We start from the raw sequence: 19,040 nt of genomic DNA on the forward strand, positions 1-19,040 counted from the left end.
TTTACTATTGGGAATATGTTCCTTAATTTGATCTATGATTTTTAGCCTTTCTCTGTCCTTTTCCTTCAATATAATTTGTTTTAGGGGCTTGGTTTCACTCTTACTCTTTATAATTTTATGAGTAAAAGTGTCCATAAACCCAAATTCTAATAACTGGTCAAAAGCATTGCCCGATTCACCTAATCTTTGAACAAATTCAATGAAACTATCAGGTATTGCGATCTTCTCGTTATTGACTTTGTACGTTATTTTTTTATCAGATCGAGAGATAACTTCAAATTCATTTGGCTGGATTTCTCCCTTAATGAATGATGTGAATAGTTCAATAGGTAAGCTCATAAAATATATTTTCTTCATATCAATCTGTTCAGGATTCATGTATGCTTGGATGTATCCGAGTGAATGACCATCCAAATATAATGGAATTGTTTCATCTGCTATTTTTGTAATTTTATTCATAAAATTGCTACTCTATAATAAAAATGCTATAGAGTCTATAGCAATAAAAATAAATCGAAATAAAAATAAATCAAATTTTGTAGCTATATTCCCTTATTTAAATACGATTTAAATTACTTGATATAAAGGTTATAGAAGTTAAATTGCGGCGAGTGGGGCTAGTGGGATTTGAACCCACGATCGTCAGCTCCGAAGGCTGACGCCTTATCCATGCTAGGCTATAGCCCCAGTTATTGACTACAATACTCGATGTTTAATAATGTTCAGAACATGCTTCTTTATTGGTGGATAAGTTAAGGAATTATATAAAAAGAAATGCTTGAGTAAAACAACTATATCTGATAGTTTATATTGAAGAAACATCACTGAAAAGTCCACGGGCATCTATAGTTGATTAGGTGCAAATATGATAAGAATATTAATTTGGACAATCTCTAATTATTTAATAGTTGGTCCTGACATAATTAAAAAGTTCAATCATAAATGGCTTTCCCTATTAGATATTCTCTGCGTCTCATCTATAGTAAAATACGAATCCACATCCTATTTAACTTCGGTTTAAATTATGATTTTATATTAAAGATACTTTTGATAGATTCTTCATATGGTGGTAGCAATAATCCCTTATCCGTTATTATTCCAGTAATAAACTCTGGTGGCGTCATATCGAAGGCAGGGTTCAGCACCTTTATACCCTTAGGTGCTATCCTCTTTTCGTTTATCTTAACAACTTCTTCTACTCTTCTCTCCTCAACGATTACATCTTCATACTCAGTAGTTTGATCAAACGTTGAGATTGGTGCAGCTATATAAAAGGGAACTTTATGAATCTGAGCAAGTGCCGATATCTGGTATGTCCCTATCTTGTTAAAGGTATAACCAGACTTTGTTATCCTATCAGCACCAACTATTATTTTATCAATTAGTCCTTTTTGCATCACATAACCTACCATAGAGTCAGTTATCAGAGTCACAGGTATGTTATCGTTCTTAAGTTCAAAGCATGTTAGCCTTGCTCCTTGGAATGCAGGTCTCGTCTCTGTAGCTATAACCTGTACGCATCTTCCTCGCTCCCATGCCGCCCGAATTACCCCCAAAGCTGTACCATAACATACTGTTGCAAGTGAACCCGCACTCTGCTGACTTATTGAAAACTAAGTCATTTACAGTGGGTTAGCACTACATCTCCTTCTTCAAGGATTGTAATACCGTTTCTACCTATCGCATGGTTTATTTCCACATCTTCTTCTGAAATTTGTAGAGCTTCATCTTTCACAGATACTTTCACATCTTCTAGCTCACCTTCGATTGATTTCGCTTTTTCAATGACCCTTTTAACCATCCAAAATAAGTTCACTCCTGTTGGACGTGTCGCTTTAAGATTTCTTGCTACAACTTCAAGCTCTTTGATCAAGTCCTCTTTTGTTTTCGCCTTCGATTTTTGGGCAGCCAATCCAAGTGCCATAGCAGCAGCCACTCCTATAGCAGGCGCTCCTCTCACAGCCATATTTTTAATGGCTTCTACTATCTGAGGATAATCATTGCACTCTATAAATTCTAATTTATTAGGCAACTTCCTTTGATCGATTAAGACTATGCTTTCGTCTTTCCAACTTATTGTCCTTTTAGAATATCCACTCCAGACCATTTTTACTCCCTTTGACCTCCCATAATAAATAAAGAAAGATTTAGGGCTTAAAAATGATACCTAAATGACAATATAATAAGCATAACAGTTAGATCTGGTAAAATTCTAAATCTGTCTCTCAACACTATTGAGGAGGGGTTGATACATAGGAAGCTTTTAAATTTTAGAGCGTACCCTCTTCGGACTTTTGTGCCGCAGACTCCCCGCCTTCAAGTAGCCTCGCCAGAGTGCCTGCGTCATGCTCGTCCCAGAAGTAGATCGCATAAACTGAGTCTCTGGACTTAACCCCATCAGGCGCCTCGAATGACACGACGTGATCTTCCGACACTTTGTTGATTTGGGAGACGTATGGCAGGATGACTATCCACAAGCCGTTCCTGGCCCAGCCATGACCGATCTTCACACGCTTGACCGCGCTTATTGAGAACGAGGTAATTTTATGACCCCCCATATTAGCTATCTCCCAGAAGGAAGCTGCCCCGATCCCACCAAATAAGATATGAGCACCCAGCAAAGCTAGCGTGAGAACTAAGTACCACCAGTCCCAAAGTATTACCGCCGCCAAAAGAGACGGCACTATTAGCCCGAGGAGAACCACCTGTATGGCTATGAACAGGCGATATGTAGGAACTCCCACTCGTGGACCAATTACCGAGACCCTCATGTCATTTACTAACACTTTGACGCGGCTACCAAAACGGGAGCTGGTCCGGTACGAATACCCCTCCAACGTCATCTCTTGATCAACTATTGCCCTTCCCCCCAGATCAGCAAAATAAAAATTGTAATTTATAAATAAAAATTAGAGAATGATTACAAAACTAGTCATTGATTTCCTAAAATCAAAACAAGAAGTTCTCTAAGGAAGGAATAAAAAGAACCAACTATTAGGCGTTTACTAAGTTTGTTTAAGTATGAAAAATGGATCCTAAGGAAAGATTTATTTCTAACTAATTTCAAAAGCAGCAAAATTATTCAATTTGTGTTTAATACTCAAAGGGGGGTTTAAATATTAAGTAAAATAAAGGTCGCCATCGCTGGTGTAGGAAACTGCGCTTCAGCTCTAGTTCAAGGTGCGCATTACTACAGTAGCCTAGATAATGATAAAATACCTGGACTATCTTTTCTAACCCTCGGTGGTTACAAGATTAGTGATATTGAATTTGTAGCTGCTTTTGACATAGATGCTACGAAAGTTGGCAAAGACCTCTCTGAAGCCATATTTTCAGGGATGAATGATACAAGGCATTTTGCAAATGTACCCAAGCTTGATGTGACGGTGTCAAAAGGCCCAGTTATGGATGGATTTGGTAAATATCTTAAAGAAGTTTCGATCATTGCTGAAAAAGAACCTATTGATGTAGCACAAGTCTTAAAGGATACAAATGCTGATATGTTAATTAATTACTTACCAGTAGGTTCTGAGAAAGCCACACATTGGTACGCTGAACAAACTCTGAAATCGAGTTGTGCTTTCGTTAATTGTATGCCTGTATTCATAGCTTCAGACCCTGAATGGGCTATTCGATTCGAAGAGAAAGGTGTTCCAGTTGCGGGGGACGATATCCAAAGCCAGCTTGGTGCCACAGTACTCCATAAAACACTCGTGAATCTCTTAAATGAGAGAGGAGTAGTAATTGATGAATCTTATCAATTGAACGTTGGTGGTGACGCTGATTTCCTCAATATGTTAGAGCGTGAACGACTCCATTCTAAAGAAATCAGCAAGACTTCTGCAGTCAAAGCTATGGTACCCTATAATTTTCCAGTTAAAATAGGTCCCAGTGATTACATACCTTTTCTCCATAATCAAAAGATATGCTATATCTATGTTAAAGGAAGATACTTTGGCGATAGTCCTCTTGCGATCAATCTAAAATTATCTGTGTGGGATGCACCGAACTCAGCAGGTGTGGTCATGGATGTAATAAGAGGTGTGAAGCTTGCTTTAGATAGGGGTATTGGTGGTCCTCTGAATAGCATTAGTGCTTGGGCATTTAAACACCCACCAATTCATGCTCCAGCTTCAGTAGCAAAGCATTGGGTTGAGGAATTCATTAATAGTAAAAGGCTTCGATAATTACTATTGAACAAAGGAATTTCAATTAAATAGAATATATCTATTGTTGATGTATTTTGGTAGAAGAATTACCTTGCATATTAACTGGGCACTTATCAAAAAAAGGCGTCATAATAGACGATAAGATAGCTATTGAAGAATTAGAAAATAGAGGCTATGGAGAGAGGGTAGATGGAAAATTCGTGTTAAAAGATTATGAAACTATATTTCTGCTATACAATGATATGATAAAAATATTTGAAGGAAAAAAAGAAATGTCTGTCAATAAGCTGGTGGATTATGCTATATCTAAGGACTCGAGTGCCTGGACCCGCTTTTTAATTTATAGAGATTTGAGGAGTCGGGGATATGTAGTTCGTGAAGGGTTTGGATTCGGGTTTGATTTTAGAGTTTACGATAGAGGCGAATATGGAAATAAATCAGCAAAATATGTTGCCTGTGGTTTAAATGAAGGCACAAAAACGCCTATAAAAGAGCTAAATGAGATTGTGAACCAGATAAAAATAATGGGAAAAGAAGCGGTTATAGCCGTAATAGAAAGACGTGGAGAGGTTATATATTATAAGATTCGGATCTGGAGACCTTACCAAGATTAGTTCTATATTCTGAAAAGCATCTTTACTTATTACTAAAATATTTCAGCATAATTCAGAAAAATATTTTTCGACCTGTTCTTCCATCTCCTTATTCGAAATAGCGGTCATCCTGCCTTTTGCATACTTCTTTTCGACCCATTCACAGATTTTCTTCACCTTTTGATCATTTTTGTTTATCCTTTTGTTTCCATTTAATTTAAAGTATTGATTAATCCAAAAAGTTATGCCTGCCGCTCCAGAGTAGGGCGTTATAGCAATTGTTGGTGGTTGGTTCAAAATTTTCTCTGTATTAAAAGGAAGGTATATCTCTGGATCTTTAAGAATTCCATCAGCATGGATTCCAGCACGTGTTACAGTAAAATTCTTTCCTACAAGAGGGTAATAAGAAGGGATATCGTACCCTATACTTTCATAAAAATCTGCTATTTCGCTTATTACTTTTGTATCCATTCCATTATCAGTGCCCTTTAATTGTATATATTCCATCACCATCGCCTCAAGAGGTGTGTTTCCAGCCCTTTCACCAATCGATAGCAATGTACAGTTAACATATGTACAGCCATACATCCAAGCACTAGTTGCATTCACCACTCCTTTATGGAAATCGTTATGTCCATGGAATTCTAATCTTTCATGAGGTAATCCAGCATCGTTAATTAACCCATAGACCATTTTTGGAATACCCCTTGGGAGATCTGCTCCAGGGTAAGGTAGACCAATACCTAAGGTATCACTGATACGTACTTTGACAGGGAGTTTGTACTTTTCTTCAAGGCGTATAAGTTGCTTTACAAAGGGAACAACTGTACCATAAAAATCGGCCCTTGTAGCATCCTCTAAGTGACAACGTACGGAGATACCGGATTTAAGGGCTTCTTTACATATTTCAAGGTACTTCTCTACAACTTGGCTTCGGCTAAGACCGAACTTGTATAGGATGTGGTAATCAGAGATAGAAGCAAGTACTCCGGTCTCTTCAAAACCCATACTCTTTATCAACTGGAGATCGCTCTTTTTCGCCCTCATCCAACCTGTAACTTTGGGAAAGTCGTAACCTCTTTCCCTAACCCTCTCAATCGCTTCTCTATCCCTTTTCGTATAAGGAAAAAATTCACTCCATCGTATGATGCCTTTTGGACCTCCAAGTTTATGTAAAAGGTCGAAAAGATTTACCATCTGATCTACAGTATAGGGCTCTCTAGCTTGTTGACCATCCCTGAAAGTAGTATCCGTGATATAGATTTCATCGGGTAGGTTCATAGGTACGTTGTTAGAAGACCATGGTATCTTTGGTATGCCACCATTATTAAAGATATTTTTGTATAGCTCTATCTCATCATCTATAATCAAGTCTGATGGGGATTTCCTTTTATGCATAAAATCTATTCAAATTAGAATAGACTAGGTTAAATATTTTCTCATTAAAAGGTTATGTACGAAGTACTATTTTCTCGATAAAGGTTAAGTTACCCTTTTACAACACCCATAGGTATAAGCCTTGCCACTTTGGTCGCTATTCCTACTTCATGGGAGACTTCTGCTACTGAGTCTACGTCTTTATAGGCTCCTGGCGCCTCTTCAGCAACACCTTTCCAGCTGGCTGCTTCAACGAGGATTCCCCTTTTCTTTAGTCTCCTTTTAATCTCATTTGCAGGATATGTCCTTATCGCTTTTGCTCTTGACATCATTCTTCCAGCACCGTGAGCAGTTGAGCCGAAGCTCACCTCCATAGCTCTGGAAGTGCCAAGGAGAGCCCAGCTAGCTGTACCCATAGATCCTGGTAAGAGTACAGGTTGACCTACATCTCTATAAGCACGAGGTATAGTAGAACTCCCTGATGGGAAAGCTCTGGTTGCGCCTTTTCTATGTACAACAAATTTCTTCTTCGATCCATCAAAGGAGTGCTCCTCAATCTTGGCTATATTATGAGCTACATCGTATACAAGCTTCATTCCAATATCTTTCTCTGGCATCTTAAAAACCTTCTCGAAAACATTTCTAGTCCAGTGAGTAATCATTTGTCGATTACACCAAGCGTAATTTAACGCTGTTGCCATGGCCTTCATATAATCTTCAGCTTCTTTTGATTTATTTGGAGCGCATGCAAGCTCTCTGTCAGGAAGGTAGATATTGTACTTACGTACAGCGTTTTCCATAACCTTTAGATGATCGCTACATACTTGGTGACCAAAACCTCTTGAACCTGTATGGACTAATATAACGACTTGCCCAATTTGTAGCAAACCGAATCTTTTTGCAGCATCCTCATTGAATATATTATCCACTAACTGTATTTCGACAAAATGATTACCAGAACCTAGACTACCTAATTGGGATAGCCCTCTCGACTTGGCCCTCGATGATACTTTATTTGGATCAGCATTCTCCATCGTACCATTCTCTTCACAGAACTCAGCATCCTCGTCCCATCCATAACCATTTGAGATAGCCCACTTCACACCATCAGTGAGTACTTTATCTAATTGACTGACACTCAACCGGATTTGACCACGACTTCCAAGACCCGAGGGAATGGCTTTGGATAATTCTCTCAATAATTTTCCAAGGTTAGGTCGGACTTCTTTCTCTGTCAGATTTGTCTGGATCAGGCGAACTCCACAGTTGATATCATAACCAACACCACCAGGTGAAACAACACCTGTTTCAAGATCCGTAGCAGCAACACCCCCTATTGGGAAACCATATCCTTCATGACCGTCTGGCAAAACTATAACATGCTTATAAATCCCTGGAAGGTAACTCACGTTCACAGCTTGATCGATCGTCCTATCTGTAAGCATTTTGGTTAGAAGAGTCTCATCTGCAAAGATAGTTACGGGTACTCTCATACCATCTTTTGCATCGGTTCCGATACTATATTCTACGTCATTGATCTTTTTGATTGGATAGCGAAATTGTAGAGCCACGATATTATTCCACCAGAAAAAATTGTTAATTATTTTAAGTTATTTTTAAAATTATAAGTCTTTCTATATACAAAATTAGTACAATTAACAATTAGAATATTTATGCTAAATTTTCTAATAGCTTGATCAAGCTGTAAAAATATAAATTAGAGAAAACATAGGGAGATTGTTCAACTCTATTATGAAAGCTCACACCTTTGCAACTTTATATGTGATAGGTTTAGATAATTCAGATAATTTTACCCAATAGATAAGTACTCTTCGCCTCGACTATTTCGACATTTAAAAATTCACCAAATATGTTTTGCTCACTCTTTACAACTATAGGTTTATAAGCGAAATTTCTTCCTATCCATGTCCCATCCTTTTTTCCCTTCTCATCGATCAAGCATTTACCAGACCAGCCCAACCATTTTAAATTTTTTTTGTAAGATATGTCTCTTACTATTTGAACTAATTGTTTACATCTTCTATTAACTAAACTGTAGTTCAACTGTTTAAATTTTGAAGCTTTTGTTCCAGGACGTGACCCAAACTTTGAGATATTTACTATATCGGGTCTAATCGTCTGAACGAACTTAATTGTTTCATCAAAGTCTACAGTATCTTCTGTAGGAAAGCCGACGATTACATCAATTGATAGAGTCAGAGAAGGAAAATATTCCAGGAATTCGTCAATCATCTTGCTTACAGTATTCGGGGAGTATCCTCTCTTCATAAGCCCCAATATTCTTAAACTTGCTGATTGTATAGGAATATGCAGAAATTTGTAGATTTTTTTATCAAGATAAGACTCGATCAAACCCCTCAATATTCCTTTTACATGTATGGGATTCATCATTCCGACTCTGACAAAGAAATCCTTATCAATTTTACATATTCCTCTAAGAATATCTGGAAGTTCATACCCCTTAAAATTATAAACACCGTTGTCTTGAGAAGTGATCCATATCTCTTTACATCCTTTATCTATCAAACGATTAACTTCTTTCACTATCTCATAATCTGGATAACAGTAGACCGAACCTCTCGCTAATCTTGTACAACAATAAGTGCATGCCATAGTGCAGCCCTCAGATATCTGAATGATACCTATTATTGGGTTGATAAGATGTTTTGGTAATGAGGGTTTAATTGGAGGTTCATCTGAGAAGACTACTATATTTCGTTCTTGATCGATTTTTTCCAATATATCAACGATTAGATGAATAGATCTTGGATCCAATATCGCCGAAAAACTTGGAACAGTATTTACGATCCTTTTAAAATTTATTTTTGGCAGGCAACCAGATATAATCAACTTTTTATTTAATGAAGCGAGTTGCTTTAAAGTTGAGATAACTCTATCTTCTGTGGGTTGCTTTACCCCACAAGTATTTACTAAGACATATTCTGCCTTTTCCATTTCCGTTAAAGAGTAACCTGCTTTTCTAAGAAGCCCAATCATAATTTCTGTATCAGACTTATTCGCAGGGCAACCGAAGGTTTTTATAAAGAAATTTTTACTGAATGGAGATGATTCTTTTAATTCTTGGACTGCCTCTTCTGAAATTTCCTCATTCATCTAGAATAAATCTCATTAAAAGATATTGAAAAGCCTTTTAAATATTTTTAAGAGTATCCATTAACTTATAGTAACTTAATAGACTGGGAGAACATTTTAACCTTTCAATTTTAAATGGTTAAGACAATTTGTCTGATGGTTTAATATTTTAACCATACTAAAATTAATTTGAAAGTTGACTAAGGGATGGTGTGCGATCAATTTGAAATTTACTCGCTCTTATTCGTTATTAAAATCGGTAAAAGGTTGTTCAAATGGGTCAGGGATAGTTGCTTTAGGAATAGGAAGCGCTGGCTGCTGCATTCTTTCCCATCTTCATCGTTCTACCATCCCCTTTGAAAAATTTGTATACGTAAGCTCAGATGAACAAGACTTATGCTATTCTCCCATAGGAGAGAAAATGCTAATTTCAAAAGATTCTAACTCAATAAGATTGCCTTTAGCGATCAGAGGCATGGCAATGGATTATATCGAACAAATAAAAAACATATTAGTTGGCTTCAAGTATGTATTCATCATATCAGGCTTAGGTGGTAATGTAGGATCAGGGTTATCCCCTTTTTTTGCAAAAATAGCCAAAGATATAGAGGCAACAGTGGTTAGTATAGTAGCCATGCCATTTAAGTTTGAGAAGCATAAGCACTTCTACGCGGGGTTAGCTCTGAGACAAATGAGGAAATTATCGGATGCAGTGATAATCATCGACAATGAATCTTTACGAGAAAAAGTTCCAAAAAAGTCTATGTTAGATGTGTTTACGTTCATTAATAAAAAGATTTCAACTGCCTTCAATAAACTCATAAATCCTCCAAAAGTGGGAGAGGTAGGCATTGGTTTGAATAAGTTCATAAATATTATCAAAGAAGAAGGTTATGCTATTTTAAGTGTTTATGAATCGTTCGTAGAAACAGGAGAGTGTGTTTCAAGAGCAGCTCAATCGGTAAGTCAGATTGCTGAACCAAACCAATCAAGCAGGGCTATTCTATATCTTATGGGCGACAAAAAAATATCCACAGAAGAGACATCTACTTCGATAAGTTCTTTGGGATCGTTCTTCGGAAATGATTCTATTGAGATACAATATGGAATAAGCGAGAGTAGTGGACATGGGTCAACAGCGATCTTATTAGCTTCAGGTTTAAGAAATACAAAGTTCGATGATTACGATCCCATCGCTAATATTCTTTATAATCTAGAAAGAGACGATGATTTAGATACCAGTATAAATGTCAAATTACCAAACATATATAATCTAAATGAATGCCCTACTTAGTTCACAAATTAACTTAACTAGCAATATCGTTTACTTAATCGAATTTAACTCAGAATTCACAATTTAGATTTTGTTAAACGTAATAGATTTAATTTCACTTTATTCATGATAGAAGTAGGTTTACCGTAAACCCTTCCTTTACCTTTAATTATAGATCTTATCGCATCATTAAAGTCAGAACCTTCAACTTCTACAAAAGCATCTCCAACTGTTAATGGCATATGTGAATCACTGCCTGCTGTCACAGGAAGACCTAGCATCTTTGCATAAGCCCTTGACTGCCTATAGTTGAATTTGAACAGTAGAACTGAAGCATTTAAAACTTCAATTGCATCAATTTTCATCGATCTCCTTGGTATTTTTCCATGATGTATATCGAAGGGATGGGCAAGTACACTTATGCCCCCAGTTTCATGTATGGCATCGATTGGGTTTTCTCTCATAAATTTTATGTTCAGGGTATCTTGAATATCAATTCCTAAGACATGTCCATAAATGGTATTAATTTCGATTCCAGGGATGAACTTTACAGAATTGATAACTTCAGGTCTACTAAGGGTAACCCTCCCATGATCTGTGACAACAACTACATCTATACCTTTGAACCTTGCCCATTTACTAATTTCAAACAAATTACCAAATGCATCATGGGACCATTCTGTGTGAACATGGAAATCTATTTTCATTTAGATCACTAATATTATAAATGAGCCATTTCAATCAAATAAGTAAGATTATTTTGCAAGTTTAATTTATATACATATTCAAAAATTTTTTATGATATCCATTTATATTAAGTTAATTAAATCTATCTTGGAGATAGCAAAACCGAATGAAGGGCATATTATATATATGTGAAGTCGGGTCGATAGTTTTAGATGAGAATCTTGAGATCGTTTCGACCTGGAAATATCCAAAAAGCGCTCAAATAGATAGTTATGAGAAGCTAAAAAGAGGGGAGTTGCCCTCGGGACTAATGGACTTATTGAATTCTATAAAAAATATCGATGCTCTAATTGTAGTAGAAAGCGAATTAGGAAGATCATTGAGTAAAGAAGGTTTTCAAATAGAAGATGCATCTAACGAACTTATAGATGAACTCATGTTCAAGAAGATTAGTTTAATGGTAAAATCGGGATTAGCTAGCTCTAAAGATGATGCAAAGGATAAAATCAGGAATTTTGCGATTGCATTATCTGAATTTAAATTACGAAAAGTTTCAGCAAAGCCCGATCTCCACATAATAGAAGCTATACAAGCATTAGATGAGATAGATAAAACAAAGAACACATTATTCTCTAGAGTAAAGGAGTGGTATGGTTTACACTTCCCCGAGCTTATTTCATTTTTTGAAAACTCCACGGCATATGTAAAAGTAATCAGTAAATTTGGTGGTAGGGAGAATATTAAAAAAGAAGAGCTTGTAAAGTTGGGATTTTCTATAGAGAAAGCAGAGTCCATATCGATCTCAGCTGAAATTTCTAAGGGAGGAGAAATCCGTAAAGAGGAATTGAAGAGGATTTCAGATGTAGCTAAGGAAGTGATAAGACTAGATTCGCTAAAGGATAAGTTTACAAGTTATATTGAAAAAAACATGGGTAATGTAGCACCTAACATAACAGCTGTAGTAGGTGCAAATATAGGTGCTAGACTGATAGCAAAAATCGGAGGTTTAAAGAAATTAGCCATGCTTCCTGCTAGCACAATACAAGTGCTTGGTGCTGAGAAGGCGCTCTTTAGGGCTTTGCGCACTAATACAAGACCTCCAAAACATGGTATCATATTTCAACATAAAGCTATTCATTCAGCTCCAAAATGGCAGAGAGGCAAGATTGCCCGCTCAATAGCAACAAAGATAGCTATCGCAGCAAGAATAGATGCTTTCAGAGGCAGAGTAGACAAGGGTATAGAAGAAAGACTGCAGATCAGGTTAGATGAGATAGAAAGGAAATATCGTGAGCCGCCAAAAAAGAAAGTGAGAGAGATTCCCGAACAATTAAAGAAAAAAACGAGAAGGAAGAAGACTAGAAAAGAAAAGAAAAGAAGAGGGAAGAAAGGTGGAAAGAGAGAATAGAATAGATAGTGTTCATTGGTTGATAATAAATGGTGAAAAGAGAATAGCCACGGTCAATCTATTTCCAGGGGTGCAAGTTTATAATGAAAAGCTCATAGTTAAAGAGGATATTGAATATAGATTATGGGACCCATTTAGGAGTAAACTAGCAGCTTCGATAATAAAAGGACTCAAGACTCTACCCTTTCAAGAAGGTAGCAAAGTTCTTTACCTAGGTGCATCAACGGGAACTACTGCTAGCCATATCTCCGATATATTAGGAGAGAATGGTGTTATTTTTTGTGTAGAGATCTCTCCAAGGGTGGCAAGGGATTTATTAGACAAATGTGTGAAATATCGTAAAAATATGATACCTATAATCGAAGATGCGAGAAAATATGGTAACTATTATTCGTTATTTGGAAATATTGATGTGGTATATTGTGATATCGCCCAGCCAGATCAGACAGACATAGCCATATCAAATTGTAAGCATTTTTTAAAGAAAGGAGGTGACCTTCTTTTAGTAATCAAATCAAGAAGCATAAATGTGATTAAAAAGCCTTCTCAAGTTTTCAAAGAAGAGGAAAAAAAGTTGAGAAGAGCAGGATTTAAAGTAAAACAAATTATTCCTTTAGATCCCTTCGATAAAGACCACATACTCATACATACTATGTTTGTATGAATCATCAAATTACTATTTAATTCAAATTATTAAACTATATTAGATGCATTTTAATTTACGATTTCTGTCATCTTCCGCCTTCTATTCCGTCGGTTGTGGTGCCTCTTCTCTTGCTCCAAAGACTAATCGTTGTATGAAAATTATTACATAACCAGTAATTGTTATGCGATAGGTGAGCATGAGGAACTGCATTTTTCTAGTTTCATAATCATTATAAGTTAGATCATTTACAATAGATTCTGGAGATAGATATGTTCTTTATTGCTCTCATGAAGATGAAGACTAAGATAACGCCGGCTTTCATAGAAGCTACACAGAAGTCTTGTAAAAGCCCTCCTCCAGGTATAAAGTATCATAGTGTGTTCAGCACTCTAGGTCAATATGACTTCGTCATAACCTTTGAAGCACCCAACGAAAAGGAAGCCATGAAATGGGCTGTACCCTGGGCTGAGTTCTGTGAAACTCAAACCATGGCTGCGGTGCCATATGAAGAGACACTGAAACTCCTAAAATAAACTCTCCCTTTTTTTATGTTTAAAGTTATTAGAGTAAAATAAAAAAATCTAAAGAATCAATCATAGTTATATGTCATCTCAATATCTTTGTTAATTAGTGGATTATTGGTTAACTTAACTATCTATTAAGAAGCTTCCTTATAGTTTTCCATGATCTTCTGGCAAATGGAGGTGGATCTCTATACTCTTTTAACCAATTTTTTAAAAAATCCTGAGTTTGATGATCAGATGGATAGCCGCTACCAATGGATCCAAACTTTTCAGCCAATTCGGATATATCATGATCTCGGTTCACTTTTGCTATAATAGAGGCAGCAGATACTATAGGGAAAATTCTATCAGCATTATGAACTGAAACTAAATCTATCTTCTTTTTTAAATATTTTAAAATATTTTGCTTAAATCTCTCAACATTTACATCGGATGCATCAACATATGCGATATCAGCATCTAATGATTGTATTACCTTTGCCATAGAGATAGCCTCAAGATAATTTAACTTCTTATACTTCTTACCTTTCAAAACATACATATCTATTTGCTCAGGAGTAAGTTTGATTAAAGAAACATCATCAACTACATCTATGATCTGATAGTAGAGTTTGGCTCTTTTATATGAGGATAACAACTTGGAGTCTTTTACGCCTATCTCGATCAATTGTTTCAAGTCATTCTTGTCTATGCACACCCCCGCAATAACTAAAGGGCCTAAGACAGAGCCCCTACCTGAATCATCTACACCAGCTATCTTACATGTTTTTATTTGCATTGAATTCACTTCTGATCATTGATAATATTCTTTCAGCCAATATTTCAGGTAGTTTCGCTCTATTCTCTAATGTAACTTCTATCACTTCAACAAAAGGTTCTGACTTTAATTCTTGGATAAATGGCTCATTAAAACGCTTATGTATTACACCAAAAATGGGTTTTCCACTTTGTATTATAGTTTTAACGGCACGTCTGAAGTCAGGGCTAAAAAGCTCCATAGGTCCTATCTCGTCGCATACAATTACATCACAGAAATCGATAGCATTTAACAGCCCTTCAACTCCTATTTCAACCAAATCTATAAGATTCACTCGGTATTTACCAAGCTTAGGTCCTGTTTTGGACTTTATAGAAGCCAATAATCCTTTTCTTCCTGATGCAACATCGATTATTTCGAAGCCTGTTCTTTCTCCTTTAATTCTAACCTCTCTACTCAACATGCCACCTATCGCATATCCATTCACCCTTATGATATGGATTGTCTTCATAAGAACTGTTGTTTTGCCAATTCCTGGCTTACCTGTTATGAGCCAAACTTTTGTGTTTTGTTTCGAATTTTTCATATAGAAATTACTATATTTTTAAATATAATTTAAGTTAATATGTTAAGTAACTCTAAAGAATGAACCAATACCTTTATTTTCTTAGGACTATTGTAAAATGCCTCAGCAATCAGATAATTAGTAAAAGATACAGAGCATAAAATTTCTAAACTATTTCGATGAGAATAAAGGACTCAAAGAAGACCCTATCGAATAATGAATCATATATAAAGAATGTTTTCAAAGCATATTATAAAAATAAAAAATATTTCTCTTTGAGAAGTATTTAACATAAACATAGGTATAAATTATACTCTGGATTCTATTAAGTTAAAATAAGTGTTTTATTATGGTTTTTCTTCTGGAGTGAAGTTTTTGTGTATTTTCGATCAATCAGTTAAGATATTAGAAGGCAAGACTCTCCTTTTAGTGCCAAAAGTTAATGTCGAATCTAAGTTCTTACATAAGATGCCTGCATTTTATAACACTCATGCAAAGTTAAATAGAGATTTATCAGTGATCATCTACAGAGGCTTAACAAGAAAGTTTTCAAAGTATATTAAAATGGCAGATTCGTTGGCAAGTTTAGGAGCTAGGGGAATCAGAGTAGCTTTTGAAGCCCCTGAAGTTGATAAAGTTTTCATAAACGATCTCAACCCCATAGCTATAGAATATGCAAAAGCATCTGCCAAGATTAATGGTATATATGACAAATGTTCATTTTCTGTATTGGATGCATGCCATTTTTTAATAAAACACTCCGCTCCTAAAGAAAGATTCGAAATAGTAGATATCGATCCCTTCGGTTCTCCTGCTCCCTTTTTAGATTGTTCTATAAGGGCAGTTCGAGATGGAGGTATGGTTTCCATAACCGCAACAGATACAGCTGTATTATGTGGCATGTACCCAAAAGTTGCTGCTAGAAAGTACTTCGGCTATTCACTTAGAACAGAGTATTGCCATGAGATAGGAATCAGGCTATTATTAGGTGCATTAGCACATTCAGCCATGAGGTTGAATATAGGTATCCATCCTGTTTTTTCGCATAGCACAAGGCATTATCTTCGCATCTATGTTCTCTTATCTTCAGGTGCAAGTTATGCCGATAAATCAATGGAAAGTCTAGGATACATACTTCATTGTTTTAATTGTGGGAATAGAAGGGCAGACTTAACTTTTCGTGATAACTGTGAAGAATGTGGAAAGAAAATAAAAATTGCTGGACCACTCTGGTTAAAAGATATTCATGATCATAAGTTCTTATCGGATTTATTAAATTTGGGCCTTGATCTAAATACAAGGTATACAAACATGATTAAGATGGCCATAGATGAGACAAAAATGCCTCCTACATATTATATATCTGATAAAATATCTGATACTCTACAAGTTATCACACCAAGCTTAAATAAAATAATTGACTCAATAAAAGCTAGGGGTTTCAAAGCAACAAGAACTGTTATCAATCCTAAAGGTATTAAGACAGATGCACCATCGTCATTAGTTGTAGAAGAAATTAGAAAGTTATCAGGTAGATAGTAACTTATTTAACATAAAAGAAACTACGAACGATTAAAGTTTAATAATGATACATAATAGGGTTGAACACAAAGTCAAGTTCTTTGTAGTTATAGACCTATCAAGTATAACCTCTACACAATAAATACACTTCACTACTTTGAGACCTGCTGGCTGGAGGCTTCACGATAATCACTGATTGAAAATCCTTCTTGAGCTGATTCAATAAAATATCAGATTGTCCTCCTTGAAAGATTTTTAGAATGGCAGTTCCCCTTTTCTCAATTATTGACGGAAAGAGTTCAACAACCCTTGAAGTCAAATCAATCTGCCTTGTAACATCGAGCTCCCATATTCCAGATAAACTCTGTGATAAATCGGATGTGACTACATCTGCCTTCTTTGGTAATCTACTTACAATTTTATTTTCAATATCTGAATCTCTTACATCGGCAATTAAAGTTATTACGTTTTTCGCGATAGACTTTACTTGTTTCAAATCTATTCCAAGAGCGAAGCCTTTAGTTCCAATGACTTCAGATATGTATTGTAACCATCCACCTGGTGCACAACCGAAATCTACGACTACGTTATTACTTTTAAGGATCTTATATTTTGTGTCTAGTTGAATAAGCTTGAAGGCTGACCTACTTCGATAGCCTTCTCTTTTCGCCATTCTTCTATAAATATCTCTTTTAGCTTGATCTAGCTTCATCAATAATCTTTCTTAATATTATTATACTAAGCATCTTCTGCGCTATTCTGCTTTTCATCATACTCTTGTAATATCCAGTTCTCAAGCTTTCGACATTTGTAAGGACTCAATGTACCATCTAGAGAACATTTTTCTTCATCGGGGCAGACAATGCAAGGAGATTGCTCTATAGATTTTATCTGAACTGGTAACCTTATTGGGATTAAAAGATATGTCCATCTTCCATCATCCAAGACTTTCTCTCTTTTTATTATACTCCTCTTTTCGAGTCTTATAGCCAGCCTTGATCCATCCCTACTCGTAAGCCCAAGTTCCTTCCAGAGAGTACTTTGTAATATACCCTCCTTTCCATGTTCAATTATTAGCTTATAGACTTTCGTTGTTAGGTCGAGGTGCTCTTCTTCCATTATTTAATATACCCCATTATAATATAATATTAACCAAAATTTAAACTCTCATGGTAACTATGAGCAAACATACTCTTTGGGATAACTTTAAGGTGTTGTTTTATTATAAAGTTGTTGAGGATCTCTCGGCTTCTATTCCTAATTGTAACCTCTGTCACTTCTGCTGCCTCAGCTATCTCCCTCTGAGGAACATGAGCCCCCGATAGTACAGAAGAGATATATACAAAAGATGCAGCTAGACCTGCAGGCGCTTTACCATCAAAAATTTTTGAGTTGGATGTATCCGACATAAGTTTGATAGCTAACCTCTCCACTTTTGGATCTATCTTTATGATGTTCACAAGTTTAGAGATATATTTCCCAATAGATAAAGGGGGAACATAATTTTTTTCAGTTTCTTTAAGTACAAGTCTATAGTATTTCGCGATAGTCCTCTTATCTGCACCTGTGGCCCTCCCAACTTCCTTTAATGAACGACTAACTTTACATTTTCTGCAAGCTAAATATATAGATGCTCCTGCCATACCCATTACGGATCTGCTCTTCGCGACCTTTTTCTTTGCTAAGATCCTATAGGTATGTGCCGCTGTCTCGATAACTGTTTTAGGCAAGTTGAGATTTTTTGAGATTTCGTTTATCTTAGAAAGAACGATGGATAGACTTCTCTCCTCTGAAGAGGCGGTTCTTATCCTTCTCTGCCATTTCTTCATCTTCTTAACACTCACGCGCATATAAGGGCTTAAGGATGTTCCATGTGAATCTTTAAAACCAGTTCCTATTACGGTTGTTAGTCCATCATCATGAAGTGAGAGAGTTCTAGGTGATCCAACTCTGACCTTTCTTTCTTTTTCCTCTGGATCAATCGCTTTCCATTCTGGTCCTTGATACTCATTACGATCTTCTACTACGAACCCGCAAGCTGAACAGATAAGCTCACCCCTATCATAATCCCCAATGAGTGATTTACTACAAATAGGGCATTTTCTTCGAGAATCACTACTTTCCTGCAATTCTCATGCCTCGTTTCATATTGATCATAACTTTATTACCAGCTATTCTCTTTACATTTTTAGTTAGAGGAATTGCAGTTACATAAGGAGATTTTACCGGTCCAATAAGTTCCGTTACCTTCGCTAATTTTTTTCCACTAGAATCGAATAAAACTGTTCCCGGTTTTATCCATCGATCTACTTTAATAATCACACGACCACTTTTTGCCAGAAGGATAACATTGCCAACTTCTTCCAATTTATAAATCTAATGACTTCCTTGCTTTTAAACTAATTG

General features: G+C 36.1%; 21 protein-coding genes and 1 tRNA gene. 7 read left to right on the top strand and 15 right to left on the bottom strand.

The window, feature by feature from the left end; genetic code table 11:
• From L6N96_01910 to L6N96_01930, 5 genes are all read right to left on the bottom strand, one after another.
• Nucleotides 1-459: hypothetical protein (locus tag L6N96_01910; GenBank protein MCP8322919.1), on the bottom strand; the 459-nt coding region annotated here is incomplete at its 3' end.
• A gap of 153 nt (nt 460-612) precedes the next feature.
• Nucleotides 613-687 (bottom strand) — tRNA-Arg (locus L6N96_01915).
• A gap of 335 nt (nt 688-1,022) precedes the next feature.
• Nucleotides 1,023-1,556, bottom strand: a complete 534-nt coding sequence (locus tag L6N96_01920) for an S-methyl-5-thioribose-1-phosphate isomerase (GenBank protein MCP8322920.1) — start codon at nt 1,554-1,556, stop codon at nt 1,023-1,025.
• A gap of 62 nt (nt 1,557-1,618) precedes the next feature.
• Nucleotides 1,619-2,107, bottom strand: coding sequence for a hypothetical protein (locus L6N96_01925; protein ID MCP8322921.1), 489 nt, complete (start codon nt 2,105-2,107; stop codon nt 1,619-1,621).
• Between the two features lie 163 nt (nt 2,108-2,270).
• A complete protein-coding gene (locus L6N96_01930) occupies nt 2,271-2,843 on the bottom strand; it encodes a hypothetical protein (GenBank protein ID MCP8322922.1) in 573 nt (190 codons plus the stop codon).
• Nucleotides 2,844-3,338: 495 nt separating this feature from the next.
• Between L6N96_01930 and L6N96_01935 the strand changes: the two genes are divergently transcribed.
• Both L6N96_01935 and endA read left to right on the top strand, forming a co-directional pair.
• Nucleotides 3,339-4,187: an inositol-3-phosphate synthase gene (locus L6N96_01935; protein ID MCP8322923.1), complete on the top strand. Its 849-nt coding sequence runs from the start codon at nt 3,339-3,341 to the stop codon at nt 4,185-4,187.
• A gap of 56 nt (nt 4,188-4,243) precedes the next feature.
• Nucleotides 4,244-4,783 (top strand): tRNA-intron lyase, encoded by a 540-nt coding sequence (endA, locus tag L6N96_01940; GenBank protein ID MCP8322924.1) that lies wholly within the window; start codon nt 4,244-4,246, stop codon nt 4,781-4,783.
• Nucleotides 4,784-4,825: 42 nt separating this feature from the next.
• Here endA and L6N96_01945 read toward each other — a convergent pair whose 3' ends face one another.
• From L6N96_01945 to L6N96_01955, 3 genes are all read right to left on the bottom strand, one after another.
• The gene (locus L6N96_01945; protein ID MCP8322925.1) at nt 4,826-6,160 is read right to left on the bottom strand and encodes a hypothetical protein; all 1,335 of its coding nucleotides are present in this window, start codon (nt 6,158-6,160) and stop codon (nt 4,826-4,828) included.
• Between the two features lie 89 nt (nt 6,161-6,249).
• A complete protein-coding gene (locus tag L6N96_01950; GenBank protein ID MCP8322926.1) occupies nt 6,250-7,710 on the bottom strand; it encodes an RtcB family protein in 1,461 nt (486 codons plus the stop codon).
• A 229-nt stretch (nt 7,711-7,939) separates the two neighbouring features.
• A complete protein-coding gene (locus tag L6N96_01955) occupies nt 7,940-9,274 on the bottom strand; it encodes a tRNA (N(6)-L-threonylcarbamoyladenosine(37)-C(2))-methylthiotransferase (protein ID MCP8322927.1) in 1,335 nt (444 codons plus the stop codon).
• Nucleotides 9,275-9,476: 202 nt separating this feature from the next.
• Between L6N96_01955 and L6N96_01960 the strand changes: the two genes are divergently transcribed.
• The gene (locus tag L6N96_01960) at nt 9,477-10,547 is read left to right on the top strand and encodes a hypothetical protein (protein MCP8322928.1); all 1,071 of its coding nucleotides are present in this window, start codon (nt 9,477-9,479) and stop codon (nt 10,545-10,547) included.
• 56 nt (nt 10,548-10,603) lie between these two features.
• Here the strand turns inward: L6N96_01960 and L6N96_01965 are convergent, their stop codons facing one another.
• Nucleotides 10,604-11,233 (bottom strand): PHP domain-containing protein, encoded by a 630-nt coding sequence (locus tag L6N96_01965; GenBank protein MCP8322929.1) that lies wholly within the window; start codon nt 11,231-11,233, stop codon nt 10,604-10,606.
• A 146-nt stretch (nt 11,234-11,379) separates the two neighbouring features.
• On the opposite strand from L6N96_01965, the gene L6N96_01970 reads away from it, so the two are divergent.
• From L6N96_01970 to L6N96_01980, 3 genes are all read left to right on the top strand, one after another.
• Nucleotides 11,380-12,621, top strand: coding sequence for a hypothetical protein (locus tag L6N96_01970; GenBank protein ID MCP8322930.1), 1,242 nt, complete (start codon nt 11,380-11,382; stop codon nt 12,619-12,621).
• On the top strand, nt 12,605-13,285 hold the full coding sequence (locus tag L6N96_01975) for a fibrillarin-like rRNA/tRNA 2'-O-methyltransferase (GenBank protein ID MCP8322931.1): 681 nt from the start codon (nt 12,605-12,607) through the stop codon (nt 13,283-13,285). The genes L6N96_01970 and L6N96_01975 overlap by 17 nt, the downstream gene beginning before the upstream one ends.
• A gap of 251 nt (nt 13,286-13,536) precedes the next feature.
• A complete protein-coding gene (locus tag L6N96_01980) occupies nt 13,537-13,800 on the top strand; it encodes a GYD domain-containing protein (protein MCP8322932.1) in 264 nt (87 codons plus the stop codon).
• A gap of 118 nt (nt 13,801-13,918) precedes the next feature.
• Here the strand turns inward: L6N96_01980 and rnhB are convergent, their stop codons facing one another.
• Together rnhB and L6N96_01990 are read right to left on the bottom strand one after the other, a co-directional pair.
• Nucleotides 13,919-14,569 carry a ribonuclease HII gene (rnhB, locus tag L6N96_01985; protein ID MCP8322933.1) on the bottom strand — a complete coding sequence of 217 codons (651 nt, stop codon included), beginning with the start codon at nt 14,567-14,569 and terminating at the stop codon, nt 13,919-13,921.
• Nucleotides 14,550-15,134: an NTPase gene (locus L6N96_01990; protein ID MCP8322934.1), complete on the bottom strand. Its 585-nt coding sequence runs from the start codon at nt 15,132-15,134 to the stop codon at nt 14,550-14,552. The genes rnhB and L6N96_01990 overlap by 20 nt, the downstream gene beginning before the upstream one ends.
• Nucleotides 15,135-15,488: 354 nt before the next feature.
• Between L6N96_01990 and L6N96_01995 the strand changes: the two genes are divergently transcribed.
• On the top strand, nt 15,489-16,652 hold the full coding sequence (locus tag L6N96_01995; protein ID MCP8322935.1) for a tRNA (guanine(10)-N(2))-dimethyltransferase: 1,164 nt from the start codon (nt 15,489-15,491) through the stop codon (nt 16,650-16,652).
• 100 nt (nt 16,653-16,752) lie between these two features.
• Here L6N96_01995 and L6N96_02000 read toward each other — a convergent pair whose 3' ends face one another.
• From L6N96_02000 to L6N96_02015, 4 genes are read right to left on the bottom strand one after another with little or no spacing between them, the layout of a single operon-like run.
• The gene (locus L6N96_02000) at nt 16,753-17,346 is read right to left on the bottom strand and encodes an RlmE family RNA methyltransferase (GenBank protein ID MCP8322936.1); all 594 of its coding nucleotides are present in this window, start codon (nt 17,344-17,346) and stop codon (nt 16,753-16,755) included.
• 26 nt (nt 17,347-17,372) lie between these two features.
• Nucleotides 17,373-17,753 (bottom strand): transcriptional regulator, encoded by a 381-nt coding sequence (locus L6N96_02005; GenBank protein ID MCP8322937.1) that lies wholly within the window; start codon nt 17,751-17,753, stop codon nt 17,373-17,375.
• A 29-nt stretch (nt 17,754-17,782) separates the two neighbouring features.
• Nucleotides 17,783-18,763 carry a transcription factor IIB gene (locus L6N96_02010; GenBank protein MCP8322938.1) on the bottom strand — a complete coding sequence of 327 codons (981 nt, stop codon included), beginning with the start codon at nt 18,761-18,763 and terminating at the stop codon, nt 17,783-17,785.
• The gene (locus tag L6N96_02015) at nt 18,750-19,001 is read right to left on the bottom strand and encodes a Gar1/Naf1 family protein (protein MCP8322939.1); all 252 of its coding nucleotides are present in this window, start codon (nt 18,999-19,001) and stop codon (nt 18,750-18,752) included. Before L6N96_02015 ends, L6N96_02010 begins: the two co-directional genes overlap by 14 nt.
• Nucleotides 19,002-19,040 lie beyond the last annotated feature (39 nt).

It is taken from the genome of Candidatus Methylarchaceae archaeon HK02M2 (assembly GCA_024256165.1).
GTDB lineage: Archaea > Thermoproteota > Nitrososphaeria > Nitrososphaerales > JACAEJ01 > HK02M2.

Coding starts and splice junctions, on each gene's coding strand:
- L6N96_02000 (MCP8322936.1), bottom strand. CDS start 17,346: ATGAAGCTAGATCAAGCTAAAAGAGATATTTATAGAAGAATGGCGAAA.
- L6N96_01945 (MCP8322925.1), bottom strand. CDS start 6,160: ATGCATAAAAGGAAATCCCCATCAGACTTGATTATAGATGATGAGATA.
- L6N96_02005 (MCP8322937.1), bottom strand. CDS start 17,753: ATGGAAGAAGAGCACCTCGACCTAACAACGAAAGTCTATAAGCTAATA.
- L6N96_01930 (MCP8322922.1), bottom strand. CDS start 2,843: ATGACGTTGGAGGGGTATTCGTACCGGACCAGCTCCCGTTTTGGTAGC.
- L6N96_01965 (MCP8322929.1), bottom strand. CDS start 11,233: ATGAAAATAGATTTCCATGTTCACACAGAATGGTCCCATGATGCATTT.
- L6N96_01990 (MCP8322934.1), bottom strand. CDS start 15,134: ATGAAAAATTCGAAACAAAACACAAAAGTTTGGCTCATAACAGGTAAG.
- L6N96_01955 (MCP8322927.1), bottom strand. CDS start 9,274: ATGAATGAGGAAATTTCAGAAGAGGCAGTCCAAGAATTAAAAGAATCA.
- rnhB (MCP8322933.1), bottom strand. CDS start 14,569: ATGCAAATAAAAACATGTAAGATAGCTGGTGTAGATGATTCAGGTAGG.
- L6N96_01925 (MCP8322921.1), bottom strand. CDS start 2,107: ATGGTCTGGAGTGGATATTCTAAAAGGACAATAAGTTGGAAAGACGAA.
- L6N96_01935 (MCP8322923.1), top strand. CDS start 3,339: ATGAATGATACAAGGCATTTTGCAAATGTACCCAAGCTTGATGTGACG.
- L6N96_01970 (MCP8322930.1), top strand. CDS start 11,380: ATGAAGGGCATATTATATATATGTGAAGTCGGGTCGATAGTTTTAGAT.
- L6N96_01980 (MCP8322932.1), top strand. CDS start 13,537: ATGTTCTTTATTGCTCTCATGAAGATGAAGACTAAGATAACGCCGGCT.